The following is a 26,849-nucleotide window of genomic DNA, read 5'->3' as shown; positions in this document are numbered from 1 at the left end:
TTCATAAAATCATTATTTTTAAAGGACATAACAATGATAAATACTAATAGTATCATAGCAAACATAGAATCCCACACCCCTATGATGCAGCAATATCTAAAAGTAAAAATGCAGCATCCACACTCTTTAATGTTCTATCGCATGGGCGATTTTTACGAACTGTTCTTTGACGATGCAAAAAAAGCCGCAAAACTTTTGGGTATTACCCTCACTCATCGTGGTAAAGCCAATGGTGAACCTATTCCAATGGCAGGTGTTCCATACCATGCTGCGGAAGGCTATTTGGCGCGTTTGGTTAAAAAAGGCGAAGCGGTTGTCATCTGTGAGCAAATTGGTGAAGTCACAGGTAAGGGACCTGTTGAACGCGGTGTAGTGCGAATTATTACCCCTGGAACATTGACCGATGATGCCCTGTTAACCGCAACACAAGCATCGAATCTTGTTGCAATCTGCTTTCAACAAAACCAAATTGGTATGGCACTACTGGATTTAAGTGCGGGTATTTTTAAAGTTCAACAACAAGAATTTAAATCTGAAAGCTTGGCGATTGAATTAGCTCGCTTAATGCCAAGTGAGATATTGGTCGATGAGGACATTGTCGACCCAAATATTATTGAAGATATTAAACGACAAATTGAATGCCCGATTACCAAACGGCCCAATGTCGATTTTAATTTAAATAACGCACAAAAAACCTTATGTGACCAATTCGCAGTTTCCACACTTTCTGGTTTTGGTATTGACCATCTACCCTTGGCTAAAGCGGCTGCCGCTGCACTGATTCATTATGCCAAAGAAACTCAAAAAACTGCGTTACCACATATTCGTTCAATTAAATTAGAACAAAGCTCAGATTTTATTGCACTTGATCCTGTTACACGCCGTAATTTAGAAATTATTGATCCTTTATTTGAGCACGGCACTTCGCTGTTTAGCTTAATCAATGATTGCCAAACAGCAATGGGCGGACGATTGCTGGCACGTACTTTGATGCAGCCCATTCGTGATACTCAAATCTTAGATGCACGTTTAGATGCAACGGATACTTTACTCAAAGGCTACCATGAAAGTCCTGTTCGCTTAGTCTTAAAAGAAATTGGCGATATTGAACGGGTTTTAAGTCGTGTTGCACTTGGCAGTGCACGTCCTCGTGATTTGGTGCAGCTTCGTCAAGCATGTGCACAAATCCCATTTTTAAGACATGCAATCCAACCGATTCTTGAGACTCAGCAATCTAAATTGATTGTGCAATTGAATGAAGAATTGGGCGATTTTAATGGATTACACCAACGTTTACTGTCTGCGATTGTTGAACATCCTCCTGTACTATTGCGTGATGGCAATGTAATTGCAGAAGGTTTTGATGATGAGCTTGACGAACTGCGTAAAATTCGTGACCATGCAGGCCAATTCCTGATTGATTTAGAAATCAAAGAGCGAGAAAACACGGGCATTAATACCCTGAAGATTGGTTATAACCGTGTCAGTGGTTACTATATCGAACTCACCCGTGCCCAAGCAGAACAAGCGCCTGATCATTACATCCGTCGTCAGACGCTGAAAAATGCCGAGCGTTATATCACCCCAGAATTAAAATCTTTTGAAGATAAAATACTTTCCAGTGAATCACGTGCGCTTGCGCGAGAAAAACTACTCTTTGAAATGTTATTAGATGAGTTAAGAGCGGATATTGCCAATTTACAAATGATGAGTGCATCGATTGCCCATATCGATTTATTGGCAAACTTTGCCCATCAAGCCCGTTTGAATAATTGGAATCGACCTGAATACAGCCCAGAAATCGGGATCAAAATTACCGCAGGTCGCCACCCTGTAGTTGAGTCACTCAGTAAAACGCCATTTACCCCTAATGATACCCTACTCGATTTCAATCATCGTATGGCGATCATTACAGGGCCAAACATGGGCGGAAAATCAACCTTTATGCGTCAAACTGCACTGATTAGTTTGCTGGCATATTGTGGTAGCTTCGTCCCTGCTAAAACTGCGAAGTTAGGACCAATTGACCGTATATTTACTCGAATAGGCTCTGCAGATGATTTATCTACGGGTAAATCTACCTTTATGGTGGAAATGACCGAAACATCTCAGATTTTGCACCATGCAACCAATCAGTCTTTGGTGCTTATGGATGAAGTTGGTCGTGGTACAAGTACTTATGATGGACTATCCCTAGCTTGGGCATGTGTGCTTGATCTAACCAAACGAATCAAATGTTTATGTCTCTTTGCCACACATTATTTTGAATTAACTGAACTTTCAAAAGAAGTGGCAATTGATAACTACCATGTGACTGCCAAAGAGTTAAATGGTAATTTGATTCTATTGCATAAAGTACAACAAGGTCCTGCCAGCCAAAGTCATGGTTTACAAGTTGCAAAACTTGCAGGGATCCCTGCGGGAGTGATTAAAGAAGCGCAAAAGCGTTTAAAAATTTTAGAGAAACAACAACAGCAACAATTGCAATCCGTTGTGCAAAATGACTTATTTGCAGAAGTTGAAACCGTTGAGCCTGAAAAGTTTGAACACATCATTGAAATTGAAAAAGTCGTTGAAGTTGAAAAGTCATCACCAGTACTCGATGCTTTAGCAAATATTGATGTCGATGATTTAACCCCTCGCCAAGCGCTTGATCACCTCTATGCATTAAAAGCAGCACTAAATGCATAAGCAGTAACAGCTATCCAGTCTAAGTAAGTTTGAAATCCTCTACTTAGGCTGGAAATAACTTGCGTCTATTAATCTTTAAAGAGCAATCTAGACGATAATTTAAAGCAATCCACAATAGGTGATTAAATAGGGTCTGTTGACAATTCGTCTATGTTTGCGACTACGTGTGTTTTTTAGGTGATACGAGACACGAAATACGTAATTTAGTCATTCTAAATCAGTAGTTCGTAACGATGTAGCAGCAAAAAACACTCTAGTCCCGAAGGGTTGTGACTAAAATTATCTCAGCCTACGTTATGAAACTCGAAAATAGTCTCGCTATTCTCTTCGTTTCATGCCTTGCCTGCTCAATTTTAACCTACAACGCAAGCCATTTATGAAATGTCTACAGACCCTCTAAGTTTTAGGAGAATAATATCAATATCTCACTTAAGCCCCTGCAGCTTTCCGATATAGATCTCATTTGGCAACATATTGATCGACGTGAATTAATCACTCAAATGTATCTACAACAAAAGCAAAAATTACATTTGGTCGATTGTTTTTATGATGTGCAAAGCTGGGATGAATATCATTTAGAAAATGATCCCCCGCTGTTAAAGCAGCATCTTATTCAAGGTGGACGATGTGTGGGCGCATTTAATCAATTGAATCGATTAATTGGTGTACAACTGGTATCTAATCAAGTCATCACTGATTATCCAGAGGCAAAGCTATTACAATATTTTTATGTCGATGCAAATCATCAAGGCCTTGGTCTTGGTACACAGCTTATGCACTCCGCGATAAAATCAGCTGAGCAACTTGGTGCACAACAACTGTATATTTCAGCAACACCAACCCAGCGTACTGTCGACTTTTATCTTAAACAAGGCGCGCTGGTCTTAGAAAAACCTGATCAGCAGTTATGGGAATTAGAACCTGAAGATATTCATCTTATCTATACTTTGTGATGATCTGACTCATACTGAAAATACAGGTCTAAAGAATTCTAAATAGTTCTGAATATAGCAATTGGCTAAAAAAACAGCATACTAAGGTAATAACCCCATTTCGCTTCTGTGATTTAGTCTCATATTTATGTTCTTTTTTGAATATGTTTAGCATTTTTTCACCTATGGCAACATCAAAATTACAGCGCATATTTTAAAAAATGCATAATTCATCACAAGTTAGAAGAATTTTCTATAAAAAAAATTGATTTAGCAGGTTCTTCTATATTAAATATCAATAAAAGCAATTGTTAGTTTGCGGCGTTTTCCCTAAAATACAGCATTATTAATTAGAACCATATTTTTAGGTAGCTGACGCCATGACCTTTGTTGTCACTGAAAATTGTATTAAGTGTAAATATCAAGACTGCGTAGAAGTATGTCCAGTAGACTGTTTTTATGAAGGTCCAAATTTCCTAGTCATTAGTCCAGACGAATGTATTGACTGTGCGCTATGTGAACCTGAGTGTCCTGCAAATGCAATTTTCTCTGAAGATGAACTCCCTGAAGGTCAAGAAGTATTTATTGAACTGAATGCTGAACTTGCTCAAAAATGGCCAAATATTACTCAAATCGGTGATCAACCTGAAGATCGTGAAGAGTGGAATGGTAAAGCCGATAAATTACAATACTTAGAAAAATAAGTATTGTATAAAAAAGATCAGCTTAGGCTGATCTTTTTGCATTTTAATATGTAAATTGTACATTTATTTGCAATTTATCCATAATACACGCGCCAAACTAGACTAAAATAGCCCGTTACTTGCTTTAGCTAATATTGAGAATGAAATTTATTTTGAAAGGTTTACTTGCTGTCGGTGTTACTACAATGATTCTGGCTGGATGTACATCTTCCCCTCAAAAGAATCCAACAATTAGCACGTCGCATGGTCAGCGTATTTACATCCCCGAAGAAAAAATTACGATTGAGCGACCTATTCCTCCTAAAACGATGCCTTCATCTTATCGCCAATGGTTGATCTATGGAGACAATCAATCACGTGCACGTGATTATGAACGTTTTCTTGAACAAAATAATGCTGGAAATATTATTCCTAGTTTTGAGTTATTTAAAACTGCACGGGATTGGGACAAGTGTGGTAAGTCTGAATATATGATTCCAAGCCGTGAGCTTTGGAGTAATCAATTACCGACATTAAAAGTATTCAAATACTTGGTTGCTTCTAAAGTTCTGACTGATTTTACTGTAACCTCAGTATATCGAGACTTACCTTTAAACCAATGTGCCGGTGGTGCTGGATCTTCACGTCACCTATTCAATTCAGCCATTGATTTCCGTATTGGGCCAGAAAATCCGCAACCTCAAGATTATGCGTATATTGAACATACCAAATTCAAATTATGCCAGTTCTGGTCGCAGTATGGTCAAAGCTTAAACATGGGCTTAGGACTGTATGCTTCAGGGCAAATCCATATTGATACTCAAGGTTATCGTACTTGGGGACCTGATCTCACCCGTAATAGCTCAATGTGTAATTTTTAATACTCCATATTCAATTTAAAAGAGATCGATAAGATCTCTTTTTTATGACCAAGTATTTGATCACTGATCATATTTTAGATCAAAACAGCCTTAAATAAAAAACGCCCAATGAAATTCATCGGGCGTTTTTTGAAATAAAATTAATCTATTTCAAACGTCAATCAACTGGATATCAATCTAGTCAATTGCAGGCGTATAGGTACCATCAGCAATTGCATCTTTAATACGGTCAGCTTCTTCTAGCACCAAGGCAAGAAGATTCTTGACGTTTTCTAAAGTTGCAACTGGACTTAAAGTGGTCATTTTCAAAGATTGAACCTGTCCAACTTTAGTTACACCAATATTGGCTTCACCACGCGCAAATAATTCATCTGCAACGTTTTGGTTCAAAGTATCAAGCAATTCAACTGGATAATTATCAGGTATTACACGGAATAATACCGATGCAAATTGTGGATCAACCAGCATTTCTAAACCAGCAGTAGCATTGATGTAATCTGCCACTTCACGAGTTAGCTTAACGCCATGGTCAATCATTGAACCATAAAGCTCTTCACCTAGGTTTTCAATCGTCATCCACAATTTCAACGCATCAAAACGGCGTGTAGTTTGTAGAGATTTAGACACTAGGTTCGGTACACCATGTTCTTCATCATAAGCAGAATTTAAATATTCAGCTTCATAATGCATGAAACGATAGTTCGCTTCATCTTTCAACAAGAACGCACCACATGAAATACTTTGGAAATAATGCTTATGGAAATCCAATGTAATCGAATCAGACAATTCAATGCCATCAAGCATTGAACGGTAGTCATTCGATAAGATCAGTGCACCACCCCATGCTGCGTCGATATGCATCCACGCGCCATATTTATTGGTGATTTCACGCACTTTCTTCAATGGATCAATCGCACCTGCATCGGTTGTCCCAGCAGTCGCAACAACACAAGCAACAATTTTACCTTCAGCCTGTAAATGCGCCATGGTTTTTTCGAGCGCATCAACATCCATCTGCGCATTTTCATTGACTGGAACAGTCACCACAGATTGGAAGCCCATGCCCATCATCGCCATGTTCTTTTGCACAGAAAAATGTGCATTTTCAGAACAGATCACTTTGACATTCCGCATGGCATCACTTGGAACGCCATCACGTTGCACAGACCAAGGCAGACCATTTTCGTCTTTCCAGTTCTTGGCAATACACCAGTCACGCGCTAACAATACGCCCATCAAGTTAGATTGAGTGCCGCCAGAGGTGAACACACCTGCCTGACCTGCACCATAACCTACTTTTTGACGCAGCCAGTCGATCAATTGAACTTCCATCAAAGAACCTGCTGGGCTTTGATCCCATGAGTCCATTGATTGGTTGGTCGCATTAATCAAGACTTCAGCAATTTGACTTGTCACCATGGTTGGGCAATGCAAATGTGCTAAAGAATGCGGATGATGTACTTTTAAACTTTTGTTCAGGAAAAGCTCAACCATACGCTCAAGCGATTGGTGTAAACCTAGACCTTGTTTAGACGGTGCAAAAGAAATCGCTTCACGAAGTTCTTTAATGCTCCCACCTGTATACATTTTGTCATTTTGCAACCATGCTGCGACCGCTTTGGTCGCCTCACCCATTGCTGACTCATAGTCAGCAATAGATTGAGCATCATTGCAGAGTAACGCTTTACGATGTTCTGCAAAATCTACCATGAATTAAGCGCCTCGAACTGCAATAAGAGCCTCTGCAACCGCTTTCTTAAAGCGCGCAATAGCTTCTTCACATTCTTCTTGAGTAATGATCAATGGGCAAAGTAAACGGATCACCGTACCGCTACGGCCGCCTTTTTCTAACAATAATTTATTGTTAAAACATGCCGTTTGAATTGCAGCAGCCAACTGTGAATCCGCAGGAAGAGAACCCATATGATCCGCTTGCTTACGCTCATCCACAATTTCGATACCGATCATTAAACCGCGACCACGAACATTACCAATACATGGGAATTCCTGCGCTAATTTTTTCAATTCAGCTTGTAAGAAATCACCACGTTGTTGCGCATTTTGTGCAAGGTTTTGCTCTTTAATGGTATTGATCGTTGCAAGACCAGTACCCATTGCAAGTTGGTTACCACGGAAAGTACCTGTGTGACCTGCAGGTTGCCAAGCATCAAACTTACGTTTAATACCCAAAACAGCCAATGGTAAGCTACCACCCACTGCTTTTGACATCACCACAACATCAGGTTCAATACCAGCATGTTCAAAAGCAAACATTTTGCCTGAACGTGCAAAGCCTGCTTGAACTTCGTCCAAAATCAACACAATGTTATGACGCTCAGTCACTTCACGGATTTTTTGCAACCATTTCGCAGGCGCTGTAACCACACCGCCTTCACCTTGAATTGCTTCAAGAATCACAGCTGCAGGCTTAGTTACACCGCTTTCGACATCTTCAATGAAGTTTTCGAAATAATAAGTTAAGGCATCAACACCTGCTTCACCGCCAACACCCAACGGGCAACGGTATTCATGCGGGTATGGCATAAATTGTACGCCTGGCATTAAGCCATTTACCGCATTTTTAGCAGATAAATTACCTGTCATCGCTAACGCGCCATGAGTCATCCCATGGTAACCGCCAGAGAAACTGATAACTGTATTGCGACCTGTATAGGTTTTCGCCAATTTAATCGCTGCTTCTGTACCATCTGCACCAGATGGGCCACAGAACTGTAAGCAATACTCTTCTTGCCCACCCGGAAGTTGTGCAAGCAGTGCTTCAGTGAAAGCATCTTTTAAAGGCGTTGTTAAATCTAAAGTATGTAAAGGGAGACCACTCGCTAAAGTGTCTTGAATACTTTTAATCACCGCAGGATGGTTATGGCCTAATGCCAATGTTCCTGCCCCAGCTAAACAATCGAGGTACTTTGTACCTTCAACATCGGTAACCCAACAACCATGTGCTTCCGCTATCGCTAACGGTAATTTACGTGGATAACTACGAACATTCGATTCCATCTGACTTTGGCGAGTCAAGTAGTATTCGTTTGTGGAAGTGGCAGCAGGATTTACAGAAGTAACGCTCATATCGAATTACCATCTCTGATATGGGTTGAAAGAAATAAGTCGGGTGACTTGTGGTCCTTTGACTCGGTGCTTTATAGAAATCTAGTTAGAGTGCTTTTAATCTTCATAACTAGGAGCGCGATAATACAGTTTTTTACAAGAAAATAAATATCTTTTATGTACTTATCCACACTCCATTTATCGAAAAAAACATTTAGCTAAATCTAATTAGTTATTATCATCATACTATGTGACAAAGCAAAGAAAAGCCGATAATTAAAATCACTTTATAAATCTCAACCCTTCTGATCATTTTTTATCACAATCAAACTCGATAAGCTTTTAATTTTTAAAATATTTTAATCAAAACAAAATTGCAATTTATATGCAAATTATTACAAATGCACCACAAAATCTGCCATAGTTTTCCGCAAACCAGATTTATGATTAAAAACAGATTCAATTTATACAATATATCTTTCGGTCATAAAATTTAGTCAAACAATTTTAAGGATTCATTATGCGTTATTTAGCTTTAACTACTTTACTCTTGGGAACCACACTGAGCACAATGACGATGGCAGCAGAAAATGACCCGTTAAACTACAATATTGTCAACGTTCAAGCAGATGCGACACGTCAAGTGTCTAATGATGAAATGCATGCTGTACTTTTTATTGAGAAAAACAACAAGCAACCTGCTGAGTTATCTTCTCAAATCACCCAGTTAATGAATCAAGCCATTAGCATTTCGAAAAAGTATCCACAAGTTAAAGTCGAAACAGGCTCACAAACCACTTATCCTGTTTATGACAATGACAACCAAAAATTGAAAGAATGGCGTGGTCGTGCAGAAATTCAAATTGAAAGTAAAGATTTTAAAGCGGCAAGCCAATTAATCAACGAATTGCAAACTAGCTTCCAAACACAATCGATTAATTTCACAGTGTCTGATGAACAACGTAAAAAAGTTGAAAATGAGTTGATGGTTGAAGCTTCAAAGAACTTTCAGCAACGTGCGCAAATTTTAACGCAAGCGTGGAATAAATCGTCTTATAACTTGGTCAATATCAACATCAACACCAGTAACTCTTATCCGCAACCAGTATATGCAGCGCGTGCATCTATGGCTAAGTTCGAAGCTGCCGATGCAGTCGGTGGTCAGAACATGGCCGCTGGTGAATCAAAAATCACAGTCAATGCCAATGGTTCGATCCAGTTTAAATAATTTTTTGATTAGTATAAAGACCGTGCTTATGCACGGTTTTTTGCTATTGCGCTATATAAATTTGCTATTGCAATATAAAAAAGTGAATATTTGATTAAAAAATCTATTAATTTGAATTAAACAATAGTTTTAAATGATAATCATCCTGATTTAAAAATATGCTTGAAGAGATTAAGATACGCACAATTTCAAATGCCTATCTCTTTATGAAAATTTCAAGCCATAGAACACCTGACTTCACCCTGTTTAAACCCTCACATCTCAGCCTTGCAATTGCTGTTTCACTTAGCTTTATATCCAATGCTGCCTTTGCCGAAGACAATCAAGAAACTTCAACGCAAACACTTAAAACAATCACCGTACAAGCTGAAGGAAACTGGCTTGAAGCAGCCAATGCTGAAAAAGTTCACAAGCATGCAGGTGCACGGACCATTATCGATCGTAAAAAATTGGACGAATCTGCGGTGACCTCTATCCGTGATGCGCTAAAACAAGTGCCAGGGGTTCAGGTTCAGGACAGCAATGGTACAGGGGGGAGTGATGTTTCACTCAATCTGGGTGTACGTGGCTTAACTTCTCGCCTATCACCGCGCTCCACGGTCTTGATGGATGGTGTTCCATTATCCTTCGCACCTTATGGTCAACCTCAATTGTCTATGGCACCTGTTTCAATGGGCAATATTGAATCTGTAGACGTTGTTCGTGGCGCAGGTTCAGTCCGCTTTGGGCCTCAAAACGTGGGGGGAATCATCAACTTTAATACCCGTGCAATCCCTGAAAAACTATCAGGCTCTGTTGGTTTAACCACAGAATTCGCCACAGGTACCGACCAACTCAAGTACAGCCCAAACCTCTTTATTGGCGGTACGATGGATAATGGTTTAGGTCTTGCGCTACTTTATTCAGGAACCAAAGGAAATGGCTATCGCGAAGCCAATAACGACATAGATATTGATGACGTCATGTTAAAGTCGTCATATCAGTTTACAGATGCAGATTCGATTGCACTTAATTTGCATCATTATGAAGGTCGTGGCGAAATGCCAGAAGGCTTAACGACTGCGGATTATGCCAAAAACCCATACCAGTCAAACCAATACCGTAACTATTTTGCTGGCCGTCGTTCAGATGTTTCTGTTAAATATAGCCATAAAGATGAACTCAATAACTTTGAAATCCTTGGTTATTATGTCGATTCATTCCGTACCAGTGATCTAGAGTCTGCTGTAGAAGGTACTGCAAATAGTCGAATTAGTAACTCTCCACGTGATTATAAATATTTTGGCATTGAACCGCGTTATTCACGCGCCTACACTTTGGGCAATATGAATAATGAAGTCACTGTCGGTTATCGCTACTTACAAGAAGATAGTTCAGAGTTTTCGGGTCGTACAGCACAATATAACACTGCAACAGGTACACCGGGTGAACGTCTTGCTAATACCAGTAGTGAGGGCGGAACCAAAGCCCATGCCGTGTATATTGATAACCGTTTTGGTCTAGGTGCACTGACCATCACTCCGGGTGTACGATTTGAGTCCATTAAAACCCATAATGATTATACCGCTTATCAAAATGGTAAATTTATCAATACAGTGCATCCAAAAATCAATTCTGATGAGTTTTTACCAAGCCTTGCAGTGCAATACAATTTCAATGAACAATGGAATGTTTTTGCCAATGCAGCGGTTTCTTTTGGCCCTCAACAATATAACCAGTTGGCTAAAGTCGAAGGAAATAAAGCGATAACCACTTTAGATGGTTTACATCCTGAAAAATCCAACAACTACGAAATTGGTACTAAATATCTCGGCAATGGCTTAAATGCTGAATTTACAGTGTTCTATTTAGACTTCGACAAAGAGCTATCACTAGAGCGCCCAGACACTATTGGAACAGGCATTTGGACCAATCTGGGGGCAACGACTCATAAAGGCGTAGAACTCGGTCTAAGTTATGACTTTGGTAATCTCAACGACTCGCTGCAAGGCTTAAAAGTCTATAGTAATTATACCTTTACCAAAGCAATGTCTGAAGCAGGTAAATTTGCTGGTAAGGACTTACCTTATTATTCACGACATGTTGGAAATTTAGGGCTTGGTTATAGCTTTGACCAATGGTCTGTCAATGCAGATATGTTTGCTCAATCTAAACAACATGCGCCGGGTTCAGGCAATGTTTACCAAACTGTTGAAACGGCAGATGGTCGTACTGGTGATATCCCAGGTTATTCAACTTTTGCGGTACGTACTGGTTATGATTTTGGACAAGATTTTTACGGTTTAAAAGTTGCTGGTGGGATTAAAAACCTATTTGATCAAGAATACTTTACTCGCTCATCTGACTCTACAGGTGGTAAATACGTAGGGCAACCGCGTACTTTCTATCTACAAACTTCTGTTGATTTCTAATTTTTTAAAAAACTTGTAGATTTACAAAGCATTTAAAACTAAAGCGCTAATCTCATAGACTGAGATTAGCGCTTTTTAATTACTTTTATTTGAATATATTCTATGATTATTCTCTTAAAATAGCAGTTAGAACAATCTGTAATGGAATACGAGACAATACTTCTGAGTTTAGGCTTCTTCGCTTTTTGTGCGGGTTTAATTGATGCTGCGGTGGGTGGAGGTGGATTAGTTCTACTCCCAGCACTAATGCATGCCTTTCCCAATCAAAGTCTCGCCACAGTTTTTGGAACCAATAAAATCATTGCCATGGCAGGGACTGTGTCTTCTGCATTTGCTTACTTTAAGAAAGTTACGATCAATTGGAAACTTATACTACCCACAATGTTGGCAGCATTTATATTTTCTTTTTTAGGCGCAATGTCAGTTTCGTTGATACCTAAAGAGTTGATGCGTTATATCGTATTCTTTTTACTGATCTTGATTGCGATCTACACCTTTGCCAAAAAAGACTTAGGTAAAGTCCATACTGTGTTACAGACGGGTAAGAAAGAAATTGCGTTAGGTTTATTTTTTGGCGCCTTAATTGGATTTTATGATGGAATTTTTGGCCCTGGGACAGGCAGTTTTTTACTCTTTCTGTTTGTGAAAGTATTTGCTTTTGATTTTTTAAATGCTTCTGCATCTGCCAAATTGGTCAATGTCGCCACCAATATTGCTGCCATGTTTTTCTTTATCCCTTCTGGGCATATTTTATGGATGGCTGGCATCATTTTAGCAGTTTGCAATGTTTTAGGCTCACTTGCGGGTACAGCTTTAGCATTTAAATATGGAAGTAGTTTTATTCGTGTTTTCTTTTTAATTTTACTGGTGTTTTTAATTGGCCGAATGGGCTATGACTTATTTATCAATTAGTCATTCATACTAAATATACAAATTGAAACAAGCCAGCCAAAATGCGGGCTTCTAAACTAACATTATAAAAAAACTTCCTATGGAAGTTTTTCCAAAAATTTAAATCTTTTCAGCTTTATCTAAAAAGTATTGTGTGGCTTCAGTTAAATCCATATCTAATTCATTGGCAATAATGGCTAACCACCAGACACATTCACCTAACTTATGCTGCAACTCTTGTTGAGCATCGCCTTTGTGTAACCACTTCCCTGTCTGCGCCATGACTAATCTCCCAACCAATCCAGCATCAGATAAAAATGCCAACGCATCCTCTTGCACTGTCCATTCAGCATGATGATTTATTCGCTCTAGCTCATGATAACGCTCTCTGATTTTTACTGAACGTGCTACAACCTCATTAACCGTTATTTTATGATCCATCATTTAGCTCGTTTAAAAATTAGAGCTTACTTGATTTTGTAAAATTGATTCGATTAGAAATGTAATGCGTTCAAAATTGAGTGTGTAGCAATAATCGCCATTGATACACTTTTTACTGGTAAAGCGTTCAAACATAATTTTATAAAATGATTTTTAAAAAAAAGCTAAGTAAAATCAGGACGCGCCCAGCATTCACTCATATGCCAATTGACCAGATCAATAGCTGCATCACTTTCTAAAAACTCATTTTCATCTTCTAAAGCATCTTCATTCAACTGATACAAGTCATTGTCTAAATCATCTGAAAATTGTTGAAGTAAATCGGTAATCGAGTTAGCGACCAAAATCCCAACATCATATTCATGATCAATAAAGATCACTTGCCCAATTTGACCTACGGCGGTGGGTGCTAAATCCACATACAAACCTGTTCGCCCACCGTCATGTGCAAACTGAACCCAATCTCGATGGTGGGCATTGGTTGGATTGATTTGTGGGTCAGCATGTTGAAGAACAAACAACTCATCAACTAGATCCGCAAGATCGGCACGTTTAGTTTCAATATTCGTCAGCGATAAAAATTCCATACCATAAAATAAACTGCCTAAATTTTCCTCTTCATTCATCCCATTATGCCAACAGTACAACTGTTTAAAATCTTCAGGTAAGTGTTTAGAAAGCCTTTGTTCAAATTGTTCTATATCTGCAATACTTGCAGCAGGATTGAGTGATTGATTTGCGATCTTTGCCGCATGTTGCACTAACCAATTTTGTATATTTTCTAATTGTTTTTGAATCATGTTCTTCTCATTTATCTTAGGGTCTGTTGACATTTCATAAATGGCTTGCGTTGTAGGCTAAAATTGAGCAGGCAAGGCATGAAACGAAGAGAATAGCGAGACTATTTTCGAGTTTCATAACACAGGCTGAGATAATTTTAGCCACAACCCTTCGGGACTAGAGTGTTTTTTGCCGTTACGAGTTACCTTGCGAAACGTTGTTTCTCATCATTTAGAATGACTAAATTTCATACTCCGCGCCTAGTATCGCCTAAAAAACACTCGCAGTCGCAAACGTAGACGAATTGTCAACAAACCCTTATAACAGTCAAATAAACTTTACTGAAAAACCCAATCATTGACAATAAAAAAGCCACTTAAAAGTGGCTATAGCTTTAGCAAATCAACTACTTTTTAAATGGAAATGCATATTTCACAATACGTCCAAGGACTTGACCATACTGCTTAAACAAACTTGCATTGTTGTAGTTTAAACCATACTTTTTACATACCGCTTCAACTTTGGGCGCCATTTTACGATAGCGACGAGCAGGCACTTCAGGGAATAAATGATGCTCGATTTGATGGCTCAAATGTCCCGTCAAAATATGAAATGCTTCTGAACCGGTTAAATTCGAAGAACCGCGAATCTGGCGCATATACCAATGTCCACGACTTTCATCCTGTAAAACAGTTTTAGGGAACACTTCGACATCTTTGGTAAAGTGACCACAGAAAATGATACTAAATGTCCAAATATTGCGGATACCATTAGCAACTAAATTACCTGTAAATACAGGTAAAGCTGCAGGACCAGCAATCACGGGAAAGAAAAGATAATCTTTAAAAAACTGTTTACCAATTTTCTTTTGAGTTGGCTTCCACACTTCTTTAAATTGCGCCCAAGTTTTACGTTTATAAACTAGTTTGCCAATTTCAAGGTTTTGAACCGCAACGCCCCATTGGAACAATAAACAGAACGGAATTGCATATAAAGGCTGCAATAAAAAACCCGGTTTCCAACGTTGTTCTGGAAATAAACGCAATAAACCATAGCCGATATCATCATCCATACCTTTGATATTGGTATAGGTATGATGCTTATAATTATGGGTCTGGCGCCAGTTGTCAGAGGTTCCAACAATATCCCATTCGTAAGTTGTACCTTTAAAGCGTGGATCATTCATCCAGTCATATTGTCCGTGCATGACATTATGACCGAGTTCCATGTTTTCCATGATCTTGGCAAAGCTCAGTAAACCTGTACCCAGTAACCATGCTGGTGGAAACCAACCCGCAAATAAGCATGCTCGGCCTAAAATACTGCTATAACGAATAGCGGCATATACTTTTTTGATATATTTGGCATCTTTTTCGCCAATATCATCTAAGACTTCTTGCTTAATCGCATCTAGCTCGCGCGCTAAAGCATCTAGCTCAGTCTGGGTCAGTTCACGGTTTTTGGTGTTTTTAAAATATTGAATTTTAACTGGCATATTCATGATAAAACTCGCTTAAAGATCAATAACTAAATCAGTTTTGGCAGTATTTACACAAATTCTCAGCAAATTATTTGGTTCAAAATTTTCTTGACCATTAACTAAGTTTTTTGTGGCACCCTGTGCTTTATTACACGCGCATTTATTGCAAATACCCATTCTACAACCATGTTCTGGTTTGATATTTTGTTGTTCTAAGCCGACTAAAATGGCTTGACCTTTGGGGATTGCAACCACTTTATTGGATTTGGTTAATGTGACATTGATAAAACCTGTGTCATCAGAAATCACTGGGCTTAGGCTAAATGCTTCGCTTTTGAGTACTTTGGCCTGTTCAAATAATTGTTCAGCTGTTGCTACAAAACCTGAAGGACCACATACATACACCGTACTTTGCTCAAGATTTTTAATGATATGTAAATATTCATTATTTAAACGCGCGTCTGCGGGTACTTCTTGGGTATAGAACACATCAAATTTAAAATCAGGATACTGTTGAGCAAATTGCTCAAACTGTTGTTTAAAGGCAACGTCTGCATTTTTTTTAACCCAATACATCAAATGTACTGGCTGACGATCAAGTTGCTGGTTGGCTGCCAAGGCCTGAATCAAGCTATACATCGGTGTAATACCGCTGCCCGCTGCGACCAGAATCAGTGGACTAGCAACTTGAGGCAATAACATATCACCATAAGGTCGACCAAATTCAATCACCTCACCCACTTGGGCATGTTCAAACAACCAGTTACTCACAATGCCTTTTTCTACTTTTTTTGCCGTGAGTAATACATGTTGCGTATCTAATTGAGTCAGACTATAGGTACGTTCATAACGACGGCCATTGATTTCGACAGTGATCGGATGATGCTGCCCAGCCAACCCCATTTTAAACAAACGGTTAATTTTGATGGTTAAGCTGATCGTATCTGCGGCGGATTGTTCTTTTTCAACAATTATCCCCAAAGCTTGTTGAACTGACCACAATGGATTAATTTTCTGTAGCCAAAAATTAGTCGTATGAGTTCCTAACACCATATCAAATATAGCGTTTACGGGAGATTTTTGCTTTTCAATAGCGTGCATACTAGGCTCACCATCTGAGTGATTTTTAATTATTATACACATGTATATATATTTGTATATACGCGTGTATTGTATCTAGACATTTCATTTATGTAATGACAAAGGCTATAATGAAAAAAATATTTTAACTATTTGATACTTTATGAATCCAACGTCCGTATTACCTCAGAACCCAGCTACCCTTCAAGATCAAATTCATGAGCTTGAAAAAGTTTCTGTACGTACTGTTGGACGCAAAGCGACAATTACCAAAGAAGAATTATTCCAAGCCGCCTTAAATTTGATTGGACCGCAAAAAAGTATTTCCTCTTTAAGTTTAAGAGAAGTTGCTCGTGAAGCTGGGATTGCGCCAAATAGTTTTTATCGTCACTTTAAAGATATTGATGAGTTGGCGATTGAACTGATTGATCGTTCAGGCGTGGTGCTCCGTCAAATTTTGCATGAAGCTCGAATCAAGGCAATTAGACAAAGCAGTATTATTCGCAGTTCAGTTGAAGTATTTATTGAACAACTAGATGCCGATGAAGGCAACCTAAGTTTACTACTGCGTGAAGGTTATACAGGATCAAAGCAATATAAACTTGCTGTAGACAAACAACTTAATTATTTCCAACAAGAACTCCAAGAGGATTTGATTCGAATAGAACGCATCAATCACAGTAAATTAACCCATCCTGATTTAGTCGCCAAAGCCATTACTCAGCTGGTATTTAATATGGGTGCCAAGGTGATTGATTTGCCAATTGCTGAACGTAAAGAAGTCGCTGAACAAACCATGGTGATGATTCGCATGTTACTCGAAGGTTCGCGTCATTTAGACGAAGCGCAAATTAAATAATACCTATTCTTTCATAGCCTATTAAATATAAGTATCAAGACCCAATGATCAGTCACAATCAACAAAATATTCGTGTAGGCATACTTGGTGTGACTGGCCGCATGGGACAAATGCTAGTTCAGGCCTGTCTCAATGCGGGACTAAACATTACTGTTGCTACAGCAAGAGTTGCAAGTGCAGCGATTGGTCATGAACTAGGGCAATATCTCAATCTAGCACCATTAAATGTGCTTATTTCAGATCGTTTGGAAGACGTCATTCAGCATTGTGATGTGGTGATTGATTTCACTACAGCAGAAGCAGTATCGCAACATTTAAAAATTTGCCAGCATGCTAAAAAGCCGATGATTATTGGTATCACTGGTTTATCTGAGCAATTAAATCAACACATTGCTCAAGCAGCGCAAGATATTGCTATCGTGCATTCTGGCAATTATTCCATTGGTGTCAATCTTAGTGTTGATCTGGTTCGAGTTGCCGCCCAATTATTAGGTACAGAATTTGAAGCTGAAATCATCGAAGCGCATCACCGGCAAAAAGTAGATGCGCCATCTGGTACGGCATTGATGTATGCAGAAGCGATTGCTCAAGTCAGAGCGCAATTGCTCAGTGATTTAGCGGTCTATCAACGCCATGCTCAGGTTGCTGAGCGAGCACACCAACAGATCGGTTTACAAGCTATACGTGGTGGTGACATTGTTGGTGAACATAACACAATATTTTATGGTCATGGGGAACAGGTCGAAATCAAACATATTGCAAGCAATCGGATGAACTTTGCGACTGGTGCAATTCGTGCCGCAATGTGGTGTATTTCTCAACCCGCTGGCTTATACAACATGTATGACGTGATTCATTTGAACCACTCGCTTTAATAGCGCTCTATGTACTATTAGATATACTGCTCAATGTACGCAGCATTAATTTTTTTGCTCAATCACGCGATAGTGATCTTTTATATTTCTTTAAAGTTTTTAAAGACTTTTCACCCAGTATTCAGGCCAAATATTTTCACATTGAATTAAGCTTTGTATTTAAAAATAGCTATCTCGCCACGAGTTAGAGTGATATAAATCTAACTTGGTATTTTTATATTCCCCTATACATCAATTGTATAATTGAGCTCTATTCACATGAAACTGTTAAATGATCGTCAAAGTATTATTGCAAGTTACGTACTCATGCTGATCTTTTTGTCTTTACTGATTCCCTTGCATCTTTTAGCATCATTTTTTGCAGGTTTTGTTGTTTTTGAAATCATCAATAGTTTAGGTAGCATTACAGAAAGATATATTGATGGTCAAAGAGCTCGCCTGACCATTAGCATTATTCTAGCCATCTTTATTATTTCTTTGATTGTGCTCAGCATCACAGGGTTAATCAGCTTTGTTCAACATGATTTGCAAGGTGCGGGAATCAATGCCATCAGTGACCAAGTCGATAAAACCTTACAAAAGCTACAACTTGAAGTGGCACAATATATTCCCGGATTTATTCCTTATTCACTCACTGAATTAAAAGATCAAACCTTTGATTTAATCAAAGATAATTTATCAACCTTAAAAAGTACCGGAACAGGCTTTTTACATAGTTTAGCCACCATGCTGATTGGTATGATTGTGGGGATCCTTGTCTCATTAAACCAACTGCGTCCACAGCCGGATCAGCCAGAATTTAAGCGTGCCATGATCACACGTATTGAGAATCTTTCGTCATCTTTTAAAAATGTGGTGTTTGCGCAGTTTAAAATTTCGTTAATCAATACCTTTTTATTTTTGATTTTCTCTCACTTGATCCTCCCTATATTTGATATACATTTACCTTTTGCCAATACCTTGGTGATCCTGACTTTTATTTTTGGATTAATTCCAATTGTCGGAAACTTACTCTCCAATACCATTATTGTTATGGCAGGTTTAACCATTTCAGTATCTACCGCAGGTATAGCATTACTTTATCTGATTTTTATCCATAAGCTGGAATACTTTATTAACGCCAAAATTATTGGCACAAAAATCCATGCAGCGTCATGGGAAGTGTTATTGGCAATGTTAGTCTTTGAGTCGTTCTTTGGCTTAGCGGGTTTAATTGTTGCACCCATTTTCTATGCCTATATCAAGTTAGAACTTAAACAAGCCGAAATGATTTAAAGCTGAAATGATTTAAAGCATAGTTCATTTGAGTCATCAAGAAACCCTTCTTTTTAAAGGTAAGAAGTATTACTTTGTAAAAGAAGAGAATTAAAAAAAGCCTGAACTGAACAATATTACAATTCAGGCTTTTTTCCTAATAATGCGAATGTAGTTAAAAACTTTTATTCCCAGACCACTTCTTTTTTCTGTTGTGCCCAAGCGTCTAAAAATGGCTCATAGTGACTTTCAATTTTATTACGCTTAATTTTCATCGTTGGAGTGAGTAAATCATTTTCCATGGTCCATGGTTCATTGACTACAACAAAGAAGCTGATTTTTGCATGGGCCTCCAGTTCTTCATTGATCTTCAGCCTTAATGCTTTTAAGGTGTTTTCAATTTCATCTCGCTTAGGGTTCTGCTTCAGACTGTTACGGATATCTTCAGCCAACATAATAAAGGCAACTGGTTGTGGTTGGCTTGAACCACCAATACATACAGATTCAATTAAGGCCTGATTTCCGATTTTTTGCTCAGTCGGGACTGGCATGATGTATTTGCCTTTGCTTGTTTTAAAAATATCTTTAATTCGACCCGTAATTTTTAACCGCCCTTCTGCATCGATCTCGCCCAAATCCCCAGTACGTAAAAATCCATCTTCGGTCATATCTTCTGCGGTTTTTTCTGGATTTTTATAATAGCCCAACATAGTTCCTGGGCTTTTTACCAGAATTTCACCATTTTCATCAATTTTACACTCCACTTTAGGTTGGGCATGCCCCACATAACCACTGGCAAACTGCCCCACACGTGTCACATGCGAATAACCACAATTTTCAGTCATACCATAGACTTCAAGTAACTCTAAACCTAAATTTCGATACCATAAAATAATATCTGTAGGTAATGGTGCAGCAGCAGTAAATGCATAACGGACATGATTTAGCCCGAGCTTGGTGAGTAATTTCTTTTTGACCAATTTACCCAACACAGGTATTTTGAATAAAATCTTTTGTATATGGAGGGGTATTTTTTCATTAACCCCCAAATAGAACTTGGTCCATAAGCGTGGCACTGAAAAGAATAATGTAGGTTTGGCACGATTCAAATCTTCGACAAAGGTTTCAATTGAATTTGCAAAATACACGGTAAAACCGCAAACCATCAATGAAGATTGAATAAAAATTCGCTCAGCAACATGTGCAAGTGGTAAATAAGATAAGGCCCGATCAGATGTTGTCACTTGATAAGTCAATCTGAGTTCACGAGCGCCAGATAAAAGCGTCGCAAAACTTTGCATAACCCCTTTAGGTACACCAGTACTGCCAGACGTATAAACGATGGTCGCTAAATCATTTTTATTGGGTAATACTGGGTTTTCTAGTGGCGCAACAGATTGCACAATATCATTCCATTGCGGTGCGTCGAATTCAGGTGATAATGCCAAACGCACACAAGCTAAATCTTGTGGAATGATTGTTTTTACCTCATTCCAGCTATCCGCTTTACCGTCCAATTTTCCAATAAATAAGAGTTTTGCTTCACTATGGTTGAGTACATAAGCTGCACCTTCCGCATTGAGTGTTGGATAGAGTGGGACTGAGATATGACCTGACATCCAGATCGCTAAATCTGCCATAAGCCAATGCGCACTATTTTTACCATAAATTGCGATCGCACTCTTTTCAGGCAAGTTTAAAGACTGTAAATAACTCGCCATACTGCGAACTTGTTGTGCAACTTCCGACCATGTGTAATGCACCACATTGCCATTGGCCAATGGTTGTACAAACACATCTTTTTGCGGTAATTGCTTTTCCCAATGAAGTAGATAGTGCACATGGGTATCATGAAACTCAACAAAATCCTTGTTTTCCATATCATTTCTTCCATTATTTTAAGTTTTTATCTTGGCTATAGACGGTTACTTTCGAACTTGTCTATTTGGATACACAATACTGAATGATCAAATTACATGGGTGAGTAAACTTTATCTCTAAGGAACAAATCTAGATCAAAGTAGACTATTTTAATAGCATAAAAACGGTTGCGATGTATACAACAAACTCCCTGTAAATCCTTCATTGATTATTGTTGTAAAGTAGATCTCATCCAATGATACATGGCGTTTCTATCGCGTGGTGACATTGAAGCATGGTCTATAGCCCCTCATACAAGATATGACCATATAAATGGTGCAATAATAGGAATTAATTTTTATAAATGGTTATAACTTTTACATTTAAAATCAAATAAATAAAAATAACCCAATAATTGATTATTTAAATATGCATAACATATACATCAAAAAAGCTCCCGAAGGAGCTTTTAGAATCTAGATAAAATTACACTAAATTAAGGTTTAACCACAACCAATACCTGAATCGCTTCTGGCGTCACAGAAATACCTTCCAATAGACTTAAACCTTCTTTCTGGAATTTCTGTAAACGTTCAATTTCATCTGCACGAATACTTGGATTAAATTGCTTTAAGTAGCTTAAACGATCAATTTCATATTGCCATTTGCTACCATAAATTTCTTTAGCTTGCTCTTTTAACTGCGGTAAAACACCTTTAGCAATATCTAAAGCTTGTGCATAGCGTTCTTCAATCACTTCACGACGTGCTTTAACCACTTGACGACAGCTATTGCTATCTAAATGATGTAAATACGGCTTAATAATTTCTGGATCAAGCTTGGCAGTAATATCTTGGCCCGTTTCAGTCAATAACACTCGAATCAATTGTGTCGGTAAGCTAGAAGGTAAATTTAATGCTTTAGGCGCAACCACATCCACTTTAAACCAAACTTCCAACAAAATCGTGCCTTGTTTAAGTGCATTGGTTTTTAGAATCGCAACATTGGTACTACCAAAAGATTGGGTACGGATAATTTCCATCACACTTTCAGTAAACGGATGTTCAAGTGTTAAATATTGCGCGTCTTCACGGATCTGTGCCTGATCACGATAGAAGGTTGCAGTCATACCCTCTTCGTCAATATCCAAGCCTTGCACTTGCATTTGATCGGTTGGTTTAATAATCACCGTACCATTGCTTTGCTCATCAAAGTCAATGTTGGTTGATGCCATAAACCGCTTCATAAACATTGGCAACAAAGTATTGTCATCATAGTCTTCAAGCGCAGTAACAATTTCTTGTGCCACGATCGGACGACATGAGTTGTATTCCAATAAACGGTCACGACCATCTTGCAATTCAACTTCAAGTGCTTGACGCTGTACATTGACCGCTTCAAGAAGTTCTTCAAAGGCTTGGCCTTTATCATCCAATAAGCAATCTTTTAAATCGACAATAAAGTTTTCTTGTAAGGTTTGTGCTGTAGGCGAAATATTACTGAAAATATTCAGCGCTTCATTATACCAACGGAACATACGCTCTTGCGCTGTACCTACAAGATAAGGCACATGAATCTGAATACGATTTTCCTGACCAATACGGTCTAAACGACCAATACGTTGTTCAAGTACATCTGGATTTGCTGGTAAATCAAACAACACAAGATCAGAAGCAAACTGAAAATTACGCCCTTCAGAACCAATTTCAGAACACAGTAAAATCTGTGCACCATAAGAATCTTCAGCAAAATAAGCCGCTGCTTGGTCACGTTCCAATAAGCTCATGCCTTCATGGAACATTGCGGTGCGGATACCCGCGTGGATGCGTAAAGCATTTTCAAGTGCTTCAACAACTGGACCACTACGTGCAATCAGCAATACTTTTTTATGTTTTAAATCAGAACGTAATCGTTCCATCAACCACATAACACGTGGGTCTGTTTCCATCCATGCGCCATCAAGTTGCAGCTCTTCTGGCCACATTTGTTCGCGTAATTTTCCATCTTTAGACCAATTTTCTGGTGCTGGTAATGGTGCTGGTTGGCAATCACGTCCAGGGAAACCTTGAATTGCTTCACGGGTATTACGGAACAAGATACGACCTGTACCATGACGGTCTAAAAGTTCATGAATCGCGCGGAAACGATGTTCAGGCTGATCTTCAATCGGATGACCTAATAATTTTTCAACTGCTGCCAAATGTTCCGCTTCAAGTGGCAAATCTGACATCAACACTTCAGCAATTTTAGCAGTGTGATGATATTGCTCTTCTTCATCAAGGAAACGATCAAGCGAACTAAAACGTTGTGGATCAAGTAAACGTAAACGGGCAAAATGGCTTTCTACACCTAACTGTTCAGGTGTTGCAGTTAAAAGCAGTACACCTTCAGTTTTTTCAGCAAGCTCTTCAACAAGATCATAACGGTCATTACCGCCTTCCTCTTCACTCCACATCAAATGATGCGCTTCATCGACCACCAATAGATCAAAACCAGCTTCAATGGCTTGCTCACGCAAATCATCATGGTCAATCATCAAATCTACTGAAGCAATGATACATTGTTCAGTCAGGAATGGATTGAGTTCAGGATCATGTTCTTTGATTGAAGCTGTACGAGTAAGATCAAACAATGAGAAATTCAAATTGAAACGACGACGCATTTCAATCATCCATTGATATTGTAATGAATCTGGCACAAGAATCAGAATTCGCTCAGAACGACCGGTTTTGAGTTGTTGATGGATGATGAGTCCCGCTTCGATTGTTTTACCTAAACCGACTTCATCTGCAAGTAATACACGAGGTGCAAATCGCTTACCCACTTCATGTGCAATATACAGCTGGTGTGGAATCAAGCCTACACGCGCGCCAACCAAACCACGTAATGGTGACGTTTGCATATTGGCTTGCATTTGCATCGCTTCAATACGTAAGTCATACCATTCTTTATAGTCAATTTGGCTTGCCAATAAACGTTCTAAAGGCTTTGACAATTGAATTTGTGCGCCAATACGCGTTTCGTTTAATGCTTTCTTCTCTTGTTCACCATTATCCAATGTACGAATAACATTGTAACGAATCACACCACTGCGATCGTCTAAAGACTCGACAATCCACTTGATGCCTTCTTGGTCTTGAACTTCATCATTGATATTAAAAACAATACGAGATAATGGGGCATTATTACGTGCATAGACACGAGTTTCGTCACTTTTTGGAAAAAGAATACTGATTGAACGTTCATCGACGTCAATCAATACACCTAAACCTAACTCAGTTTCTGTGTCCGATAACCAACGTTGACCTATAGCAAATTGTTGCAATTTTTCCACCTTTATCTCATGTTAGGGCTAAAACACGGTTGCTCAAATCAGGAGAATATTTGAACAAAGTTTATACCCATTACGCAATACTTTTTGACATAAAGCTCATTAAATTTTGAGCGACTTAATTTCAACTTAAAAATCTAAACTAAAACGGAACTGGACAATCAAATTGTACAAGCTCCTCTGTTTTAGGATGATGAAAACTCAGTTGTTGTGCATGTAGACAAAGTCGTGGCATAAGCTGCTGTTGTTCTACAGTTGCATATAAAGTATCACCAATAATAGGATGTCCTAAATATTGCATATGCACGCGTAACTGATGTGACCGTCCTGTAATTGGTGTTAACTCAACACGGGTTACAGCCTGTCCTTGAATTTGAAAATATTGGGTTGCTTTCCAATGTGTTAATGCAGGCTTGTTATGTTCTGGATCTGCAATATGTAAGGGTGGATGTTCTGGATCATAAATCACAGGAACATCAACTGTGCCTTCACCATGTAAAGTGCCAGCAACAACAGCTTGATAGGTTTTAGAGGTTTGACGTTCTTGAAACTGTCTAGAAATACTTTTTTGTCCCCATTTACTCAGTCCAAATACCAAAATCCCAGAGGTATCGCGGTCTAAACGATGAATGAGTAAAATCTTAGGCTCGATTTTTAATAATCTGTTGATAACACAATCTTGCAAATCTGCTGTTTTTCCTGGAACTGTGAGTATACCTGCTGGCTTATGGATCACCATAAAATCATCATCACGATGGATCAGGTGTTCGGTTAGAAAATTACTCAAAGTTCAGTTCCAATGATCACGCAAACAAGCAGGCAATTCTAAGAATCTTGGAATGAAATTACAATCAAAATTATCTGATTTATTCGATTATTCTAAAGAAAGAATAATAAATCGTACAATTGCTTTAAATTCATTGGCAATTTACAAGACAATCAAAAACTTTAGATACATTTTGCCAATCAATTGTGGGGAAAGTGGATTAATTCATTGAAAAAATAAATTATTGTCTATTTTTTGGTAAGTTAAAAACTTAACACCCTATTTTTTTAATGGTATAAACAATACCTTAAGATTAAATGAGCAAAATATGAATAAATTAAATTATAAATCTACATTGTCCATTTGTATTATTTCCGCATTTGCCATGACCGGCTGTGCAACTTCAACCCTTTTAAAGAAAGACAATGGTGTTCGTACCCGTAATGTTCAAACCGTATTGGTCAATGATACGGTTTTAGCATTTGGCAAACCATCACAAGCAATTTCGGCCCTACCTTCTGACAGCATTGTCATTGCAGGGCAAAAAAATAGTTATGTCATCACCAGTGGTGGTGCTCGATTTGTCAAAGTGATCACAGGACTTGATCCAAAATTTATTCAAATTGATAAAGCGCTGACCTTCAATTCAGAAAAAAATGATGGGCATTTTTCAGGAATCCTACCACTCAAATATGTCAAACTTTCGGAAGATGTCACTAAACAAGATCGTGCATTCTTTATTGAAAATGGTGCAGAAGAATGCACCACCTCAAGTGATCAACGTCTAAAAGCGCAACGTTTCTGTTTTAACATTACCTTATCTGGTCTGGTTTACCCTTCTGCTTCTAATATTTCATCACTAAAAGCACTGAGTAAACCCTATCAAGTCAGTATCTATACCACTCAAGAGGTAAAAGATTACTCAAAGGCTGGCAGTAAAACTGCAGATAAACTGATGTTATTCCCTTTTGCTGTCGCTTTTGATGTAGTGACGTTACCGTTCCAAGCGCTTCATAAGATTTTTGATTGATTGAAAATAATTCAGGATATTGCATACAATATCCTGAATCTTAGCAAATATAAAAATACGATTCTCAATAGCATGATTCCACTTTCTTTTAACTATCTTTGGATTTTCTTTGTCGTTGGCTTTGGGACTATTATTTTTAGTCTATTTGCGATTGGATTAATATTTAGCTCAAAATTCAGAAATACCCTTAGGCATGGCAATATTTTTATTCAGTCTCTATTTGTCTGTAGTGTACTCTGCGTTTTTTTGAGCTTGATACTTTATTTCCTTGTTCTATATACAAAAAATGAGATTGAAAAAGAGCATCATT

20 protein-coding genes are annotated in these 26,849 nt (G+C 38.4%); 11 read left to right on the top strand and 9 right to left on the bottom strand.

Annotated elements, in window-relative coordinates; genetic code table 11:
* Window positions 1-33: 33 nt before the first annotated feature.
* From mutS to FHR28_RS21185, 4 genes are all read left to right on the top strand, one after another.
* A complete protein-coding gene (gene mutS, locus FHR28_RS21200; RefSeq protein WP_171527384.1) occupies window positions 34-2,691 on the top strand; it encodes a DNA mismatch repair protein MutS in 2,658 nt (885 codons plus the stop codon).
* 422 nt (window positions 2,692-3,113) lie between these two features.
* Window positions 3,114-3,644 carry a GNAT family N-acetyltransferase gene (locus FHR28_RS21195; RefSeq protein WP_374759593.1) on the top strand — a complete coding sequence of 177 codons (531 nt, stop codon included), beginning with the start codon at window positions 3,114-3,116 and terminating at the stop codon, window positions 3,642-3,644.
* A 359-nt stretch (window positions 3,645-4,003) separates the two neighbouring features.
* A complete protein-coding gene (gene fdxA / locus FHR28_RS21190) occupies window positions 4,004-4,327 on the top strand; it encodes a ferredoxin FdxA (protein ID WP_004721686.1) in 324 nt (107 codons plus the stop codon).
* A 140-nt stretch (window positions 4,328-4,467) separates the two neighbouring features.
* Window positions 4,468-5,187 carry a D-Ala-D-Ala carboxypeptidase family metallohydrolase gene (locus FHR28_RS21185; protein ID WP_004721687.1) on the top strand — a complete coding sequence of 240 codons (720 nt, stop codon included), beginning with the start codon at window positions 4,468-4,470 and terminating at the stop codon, window positions 5,185-5,187.
* A gap of 177 nt (window positions 5,188-5,364) precedes the next feature.
* Here the strand turns inward: FHR28_RS21185 and FHR28_RS21180 are convergent, their stop codons facing one another.
* Window positions 5,365-6,897 carry a pyridoxal phosphate-dependent decarboxylase family protein gene (locus FHR28_RS21180; protein WP_004721689.1) on the bottom strand — a complete coding sequence of 511 codons (1,533 nt, stop codon included), beginning with the start codon at window positions 6,895-6,897 and terminating at the stop codon, window positions 5,365-5,367.
* 3 nt (window positions 6,898-6,900) lie between these two features.
* Entirely contained in the window at window positions 6,901-8,274 is a 1,374-nt protein-coding gene (locus FHR28_RS21175; RefSeq protein ID WP_004721690.1) for a diaminobutyrate--2-oxoglutarate transaminase, read from the bottom strand.
* A gap of 499 nt (window positions 8,275-8,773) precedes the next feature.
* On the opposite strand from FHR28_RS21175, the gene FHR28_RS21170 reads away from it, so the two are divergent.
* From FHR28_RS21170 to FHR28_RS21160, 3 genes are all read left to right on the top strand, one after another.
* Window positions 8,774-9,481, top strand: a complete 708-nt coding sequence (locus FHR28_RS21170; RefSeq protein ID WP_004721692.1) for an SIMPL domain-containing protein — start codon at window positions 8,774-8,776, stop codon at window positions 9,479-9,481.
* A gap of 206 nt (window positions 9,482-9,687) precedes the next feature.
* A complete protein-coding gene (locus FHR28_RS21165; protein WP_166783491.1) occupies window positions 9,688-11,892 on the top strand; it encodes a TonB-dependent receptor family protein in 2,205 nt (734 codons plus the stop codon).
* A gap of 141 nt (window positions 11,893-12,033) precedes the next feature.
* A complete protein-coding gene (locus FHR28_RS21160; RefSeq protein WP_166783490.1) occupies window positions 12,034-12,804 on the top strand; it encodes a sulfite exporter TauE/SafE family protein in 771 nt (256 codons plus the stop codon).
* 99 nt (window positions 12,805-12,903) lie between these two features.
* Here the strand turns inward: FHR28_RS21160 and FHR28_RS21155 are convergent, their stop codons facing one another.
* The 4 genes from FHR28_RS21155 to FHR28_RS21140 form a co-directional block, all read right to left on the bottom strand.
* Window positions 12,904-13,224 (bottom strand): MazG-like protein, encoded by a 321-nt coding sequence (locus FHR28_RS21155; protein ID WP_166783489.1) that lies wholly within the window; start codon window positions 13,222-13,224, stop codon window positions 12,904-12,906.
* A 164-nt stretch (window positions 13,225-13,388) separates the two neighbouring features.
* Window positions 13,389-14,024, bottom strand: a complete 636-nt coding sequence (locus FHR28_RS21150) for an SMI1/KNR4 family protein (protein WP_166783488.1) — start codon at window positions 14,022-14,024, stop codon at window positions 13,389-13,391.
* 386 nt (window positions 14,025-14,410) lie between these two features.
* Complete coding sequence (locus FHR28_RS21145; RefSeq protein ID WP_166783487.1) at window positions 14,411-15,505, bottom strand: fatty acid desaturase family protein; 1,095 nt, start codon at window positions 15,503-15,505, stop codon at window positions 14,411-14,413.
* Between the two features lie 12 nt (window positions 15,506-15,517).
* Window positions 15,518-16,585: a ferredoxin reductase gene (locus FHR28_RS21140; protein ID WP_166783486.1), complete on the bottom strand. Its 1,068-nt coding sequence runs from the start codon at window positions 16,583-16,585 to the stop codon at window positions 15,518-15,520.
* A 142-nt stretch (window positions 16,586-16,727) separates the two neighbouring features.
* On the opposite strand from FHR28_RS21140, the gene fabR reads away from it, so the two are divergent.
* The 3 genes from fabR (at window position 16,728) to FHR28_RS21125 (ending at window position 19,573) form a co-directional block, all read left to right on the top strand.
* Window positions 16,728-17,423 carry an HTH-type transcriptional repressor FabR gene (fabR, locus tag FHR28_RS21135; RefSeq protein WP_004721706.1) on the top strand — a complete coding sequence of 232 codons (696 nt, stop codon included), beginning with the start codon at window positions 16,728-16,730 and terminating at the stop codon, window positions 17,421-17,423.
* 44 nt (window positions 17,424-17,467) lie between these two features.
* The gene (gene dapB, locus FHR28_RS21130) at window positions 17,468-18,298 is read left to right on the top strand and encodes a 4-hydroxy-tetrahydrodipicolinate reductase (RefSeq protein WP_166783485.1); all 831 of its coding nucleotides are present in this window, start codon (window positions 17,468-17,470) and stop codon (window positions 18,296-18,298) included.
* A 258-nt stretch (window positions 18,299-18,556) separates the two neighbouring features.
* Window positions 18,557-19,573 carry an AI-2E family transporter gene (locus tag FHR28_RS21125; RefSeq protein ID WP_166783484.1) on the top strand — a complete coding sequence of 339 codons (1,017 nt, stop codon included), beginning with the start codon at window positions 18,557-18,559 and terminating at the stop codon, window positions 19,571-19,573.
* Window positions 19,574-19,737: 164 nt separating this feature from the next.
* On the opposite strand, the gene FHR28_RS21120 is transcribed toward FHR28_RS21125, so the two are convergent.
* From FHR28_RS21120 to FHR28_RS21110, 3 genes are all read right to left on the bottom strand, one after another.
* On the bottom strand, window positions 19,738-21,432 hold the full coding sequence (locus FHR28_RS21120) for an AMP-binding protein (protein ID WP_166783483.1): 1,695 nt from the start codon (window positions 21,430-21,432) through the stop codon (window positions 19,738-19,740).
* 476 nt (window positions 21,433-21,908) lie between these two features.
* Entirely contained in the window at window positions 21,909-24,746 is a 2,838-nt protein-coding gene (gene rapA / locus FHR28_RS21115; RefSeq protein WP_105714262.1) for an RNA polymerase-associated protein RapA, read from the bottom strand.
* 139 nt (window positions 24,747-24,885) lie between these two features.
* A complete protein-coding gene (locus FHR28_RS21110; RefSeq protein WP_166783482.1) occupies window positions 24,886-25,530 on the bottom strand; it encodes an RluA family pseudouridine synthase in 645 nt (214 codons plus the stop codon).
* Window positions 25,531-25,837: 307 nt separating this feature from the next.
* Between FHR28_RS21110 and FHR28_RS21105 the strand changes: the two genes are divergently transcribed.
* A complete protein-coding gene (locus FHR28_RS21105) occupies window positions 25,838-26,539 on the top strand; it encodes a hypothetical protein (RefSeq protein WP_166783481.1) in 702 nt (233 codons plus the stop codon).
* Window positions 26,540-26,849: the final 310 nt, after the last annotated feature.

This window comes from Acinetobacter sp. BIGb0196 (assembly GCF_011759595.1).
In the GTDB taxonomy this organism is placed as follows: domain Bacteria; phylum Pseudomonadota; class Gammaproteobacteria; order Pseudomonadales; family Moraxellaceae; genus Acinetobacter; species Acinetobacter guillouiae.
The sequence above is the reverse complement of the archived record's forward strand: the minus strand, read 5'-3'. Positions and strand labels throughout refer to the sequence as shown.

What these genes read in the sequence shown, in the direction of transcription:
- mutS (WP_171527384.1), top strand. Translation starts at nt 34, where the DNA reads ATGATAAATACTAATAGTATCATAGCAAACATAGAATCCCACACCCCT.
- fdxA (WP_004721686.1), top strand. Translation starts at nt 4,004, where the DNA reads ATGACCTTTGTTGTCACTGAAAATTGTATTAAGTGTAAATATCAAGAC.
- FHR28_RS21185 (WP_004721687.1), top strand. Translation starts at nt 4,468, where the DNA reads ATGAAATTTATTTTGAAAGGTTTACTTGCTGTCGGTGTTACTACAATG.
- FHR28_RS21180 (WP_004721689.1), bottom strand. Translation starts at nt 6,897, where the DNA reads ATGGTAGATTTTGCAGAACATCGTAAAGCGTTACTCTGCAATGATGCT.
- FHR28_RS21175 (WP_004721690.1), bottom strand. Translation starts at nt 8,274, where the DNA reads ATGAGCGTTACTTCTGTAAATCCTGCTGCCACTTCCACAAACGAATAC.
- FHR28_RS21170 (WP_004721692.1), top strand. Translation starts at nt 8,774, where the DNA reads ATGCGTTATTTAGCTTTAACTACTTTACTCTTGGGAACCACACTGAGC.
- FHR28_RS21165 (WP_166783491.1), top strand. Translation starts at nt 9,688, where the DNA reads ATGAAAATTTCAAGCCATAGAACACCTGACTTCACCCTGTTTAAACCC.
- FHR28_RS21160 (WP_166783490.1), top strand. Translation starts at nt 12,034, where the DNA reads ATGGAATACGAGACAATACTTCTGAGTTTAGGCTTCTTCGCTTTTTGT.
- FHR28_RS21155 (WP_166783489.1), bottom strand. Translation starts at nt 13,224, where the DNA reads ATGGATCATAAAATAACGGTTAATGAGGTTGTAGCACGTTCAGTAAAA.
- FHR28_RS21150 (WP_166783488.1), bottom strand. Translation starts at nt 14,024, where the DNA reads ATGATTCAAAAACAATTAGAAAATATACAAAATTGGTTAGTGCAACAT.
- FHR28_RS21145 (WP_166783487.1), bottom strand. Translation starts at nt 15,505, where the DNA reads ATGAATATGCCAGTTAAAATTCAATATTTTAAAAACACCAAAAACCGT.
- FHR28_RS21140 (WP_166783486.1), bottom strand. Translation starts at nt 16,585, where the DNA reads ATGCACGCTATTGAAAAGCAAAAATCTCCCGTAAACGCTATATTTGAT.
- fabR (WP_004721706.1), top strand. Translation starts at nt 16,728, where the DNA reads ATGAATCCAACGTCCGTATTACCTCAGAACCCAGCTACCCTTCAAGAT.
- dapB (WP_166783485.1), top strand. Translation starts at nt 17,468, where the DNA reads ATGATCAGTCACAATCAACAAAATATTCGTGTAGGCATACTTGGTGTG.
- FHR28_RS21125 (WP_166783484.1), top strand. Translation starts at nt 18,557, where the DNA reads ATGAAACTGTTAAATGATCGTCAAAGTATTATTGCAAGTTACGTACTC.
- FHR28_RS21120 (WP_166783483.1), bottom strand. Translation starts at nt 21,432, where the DNA reads ATGGAAAACAAGGATTTTGTTGAGTTTCATGATACCCATGTGCACTAT.
- FHR28_RS21105 (WP_166783481.1), top strand. Translation starts at nt 25,838, where the DNA reads ATGAATAAATTAAATTATAAATCTACATTGTCCATTTGTATTATTTCC.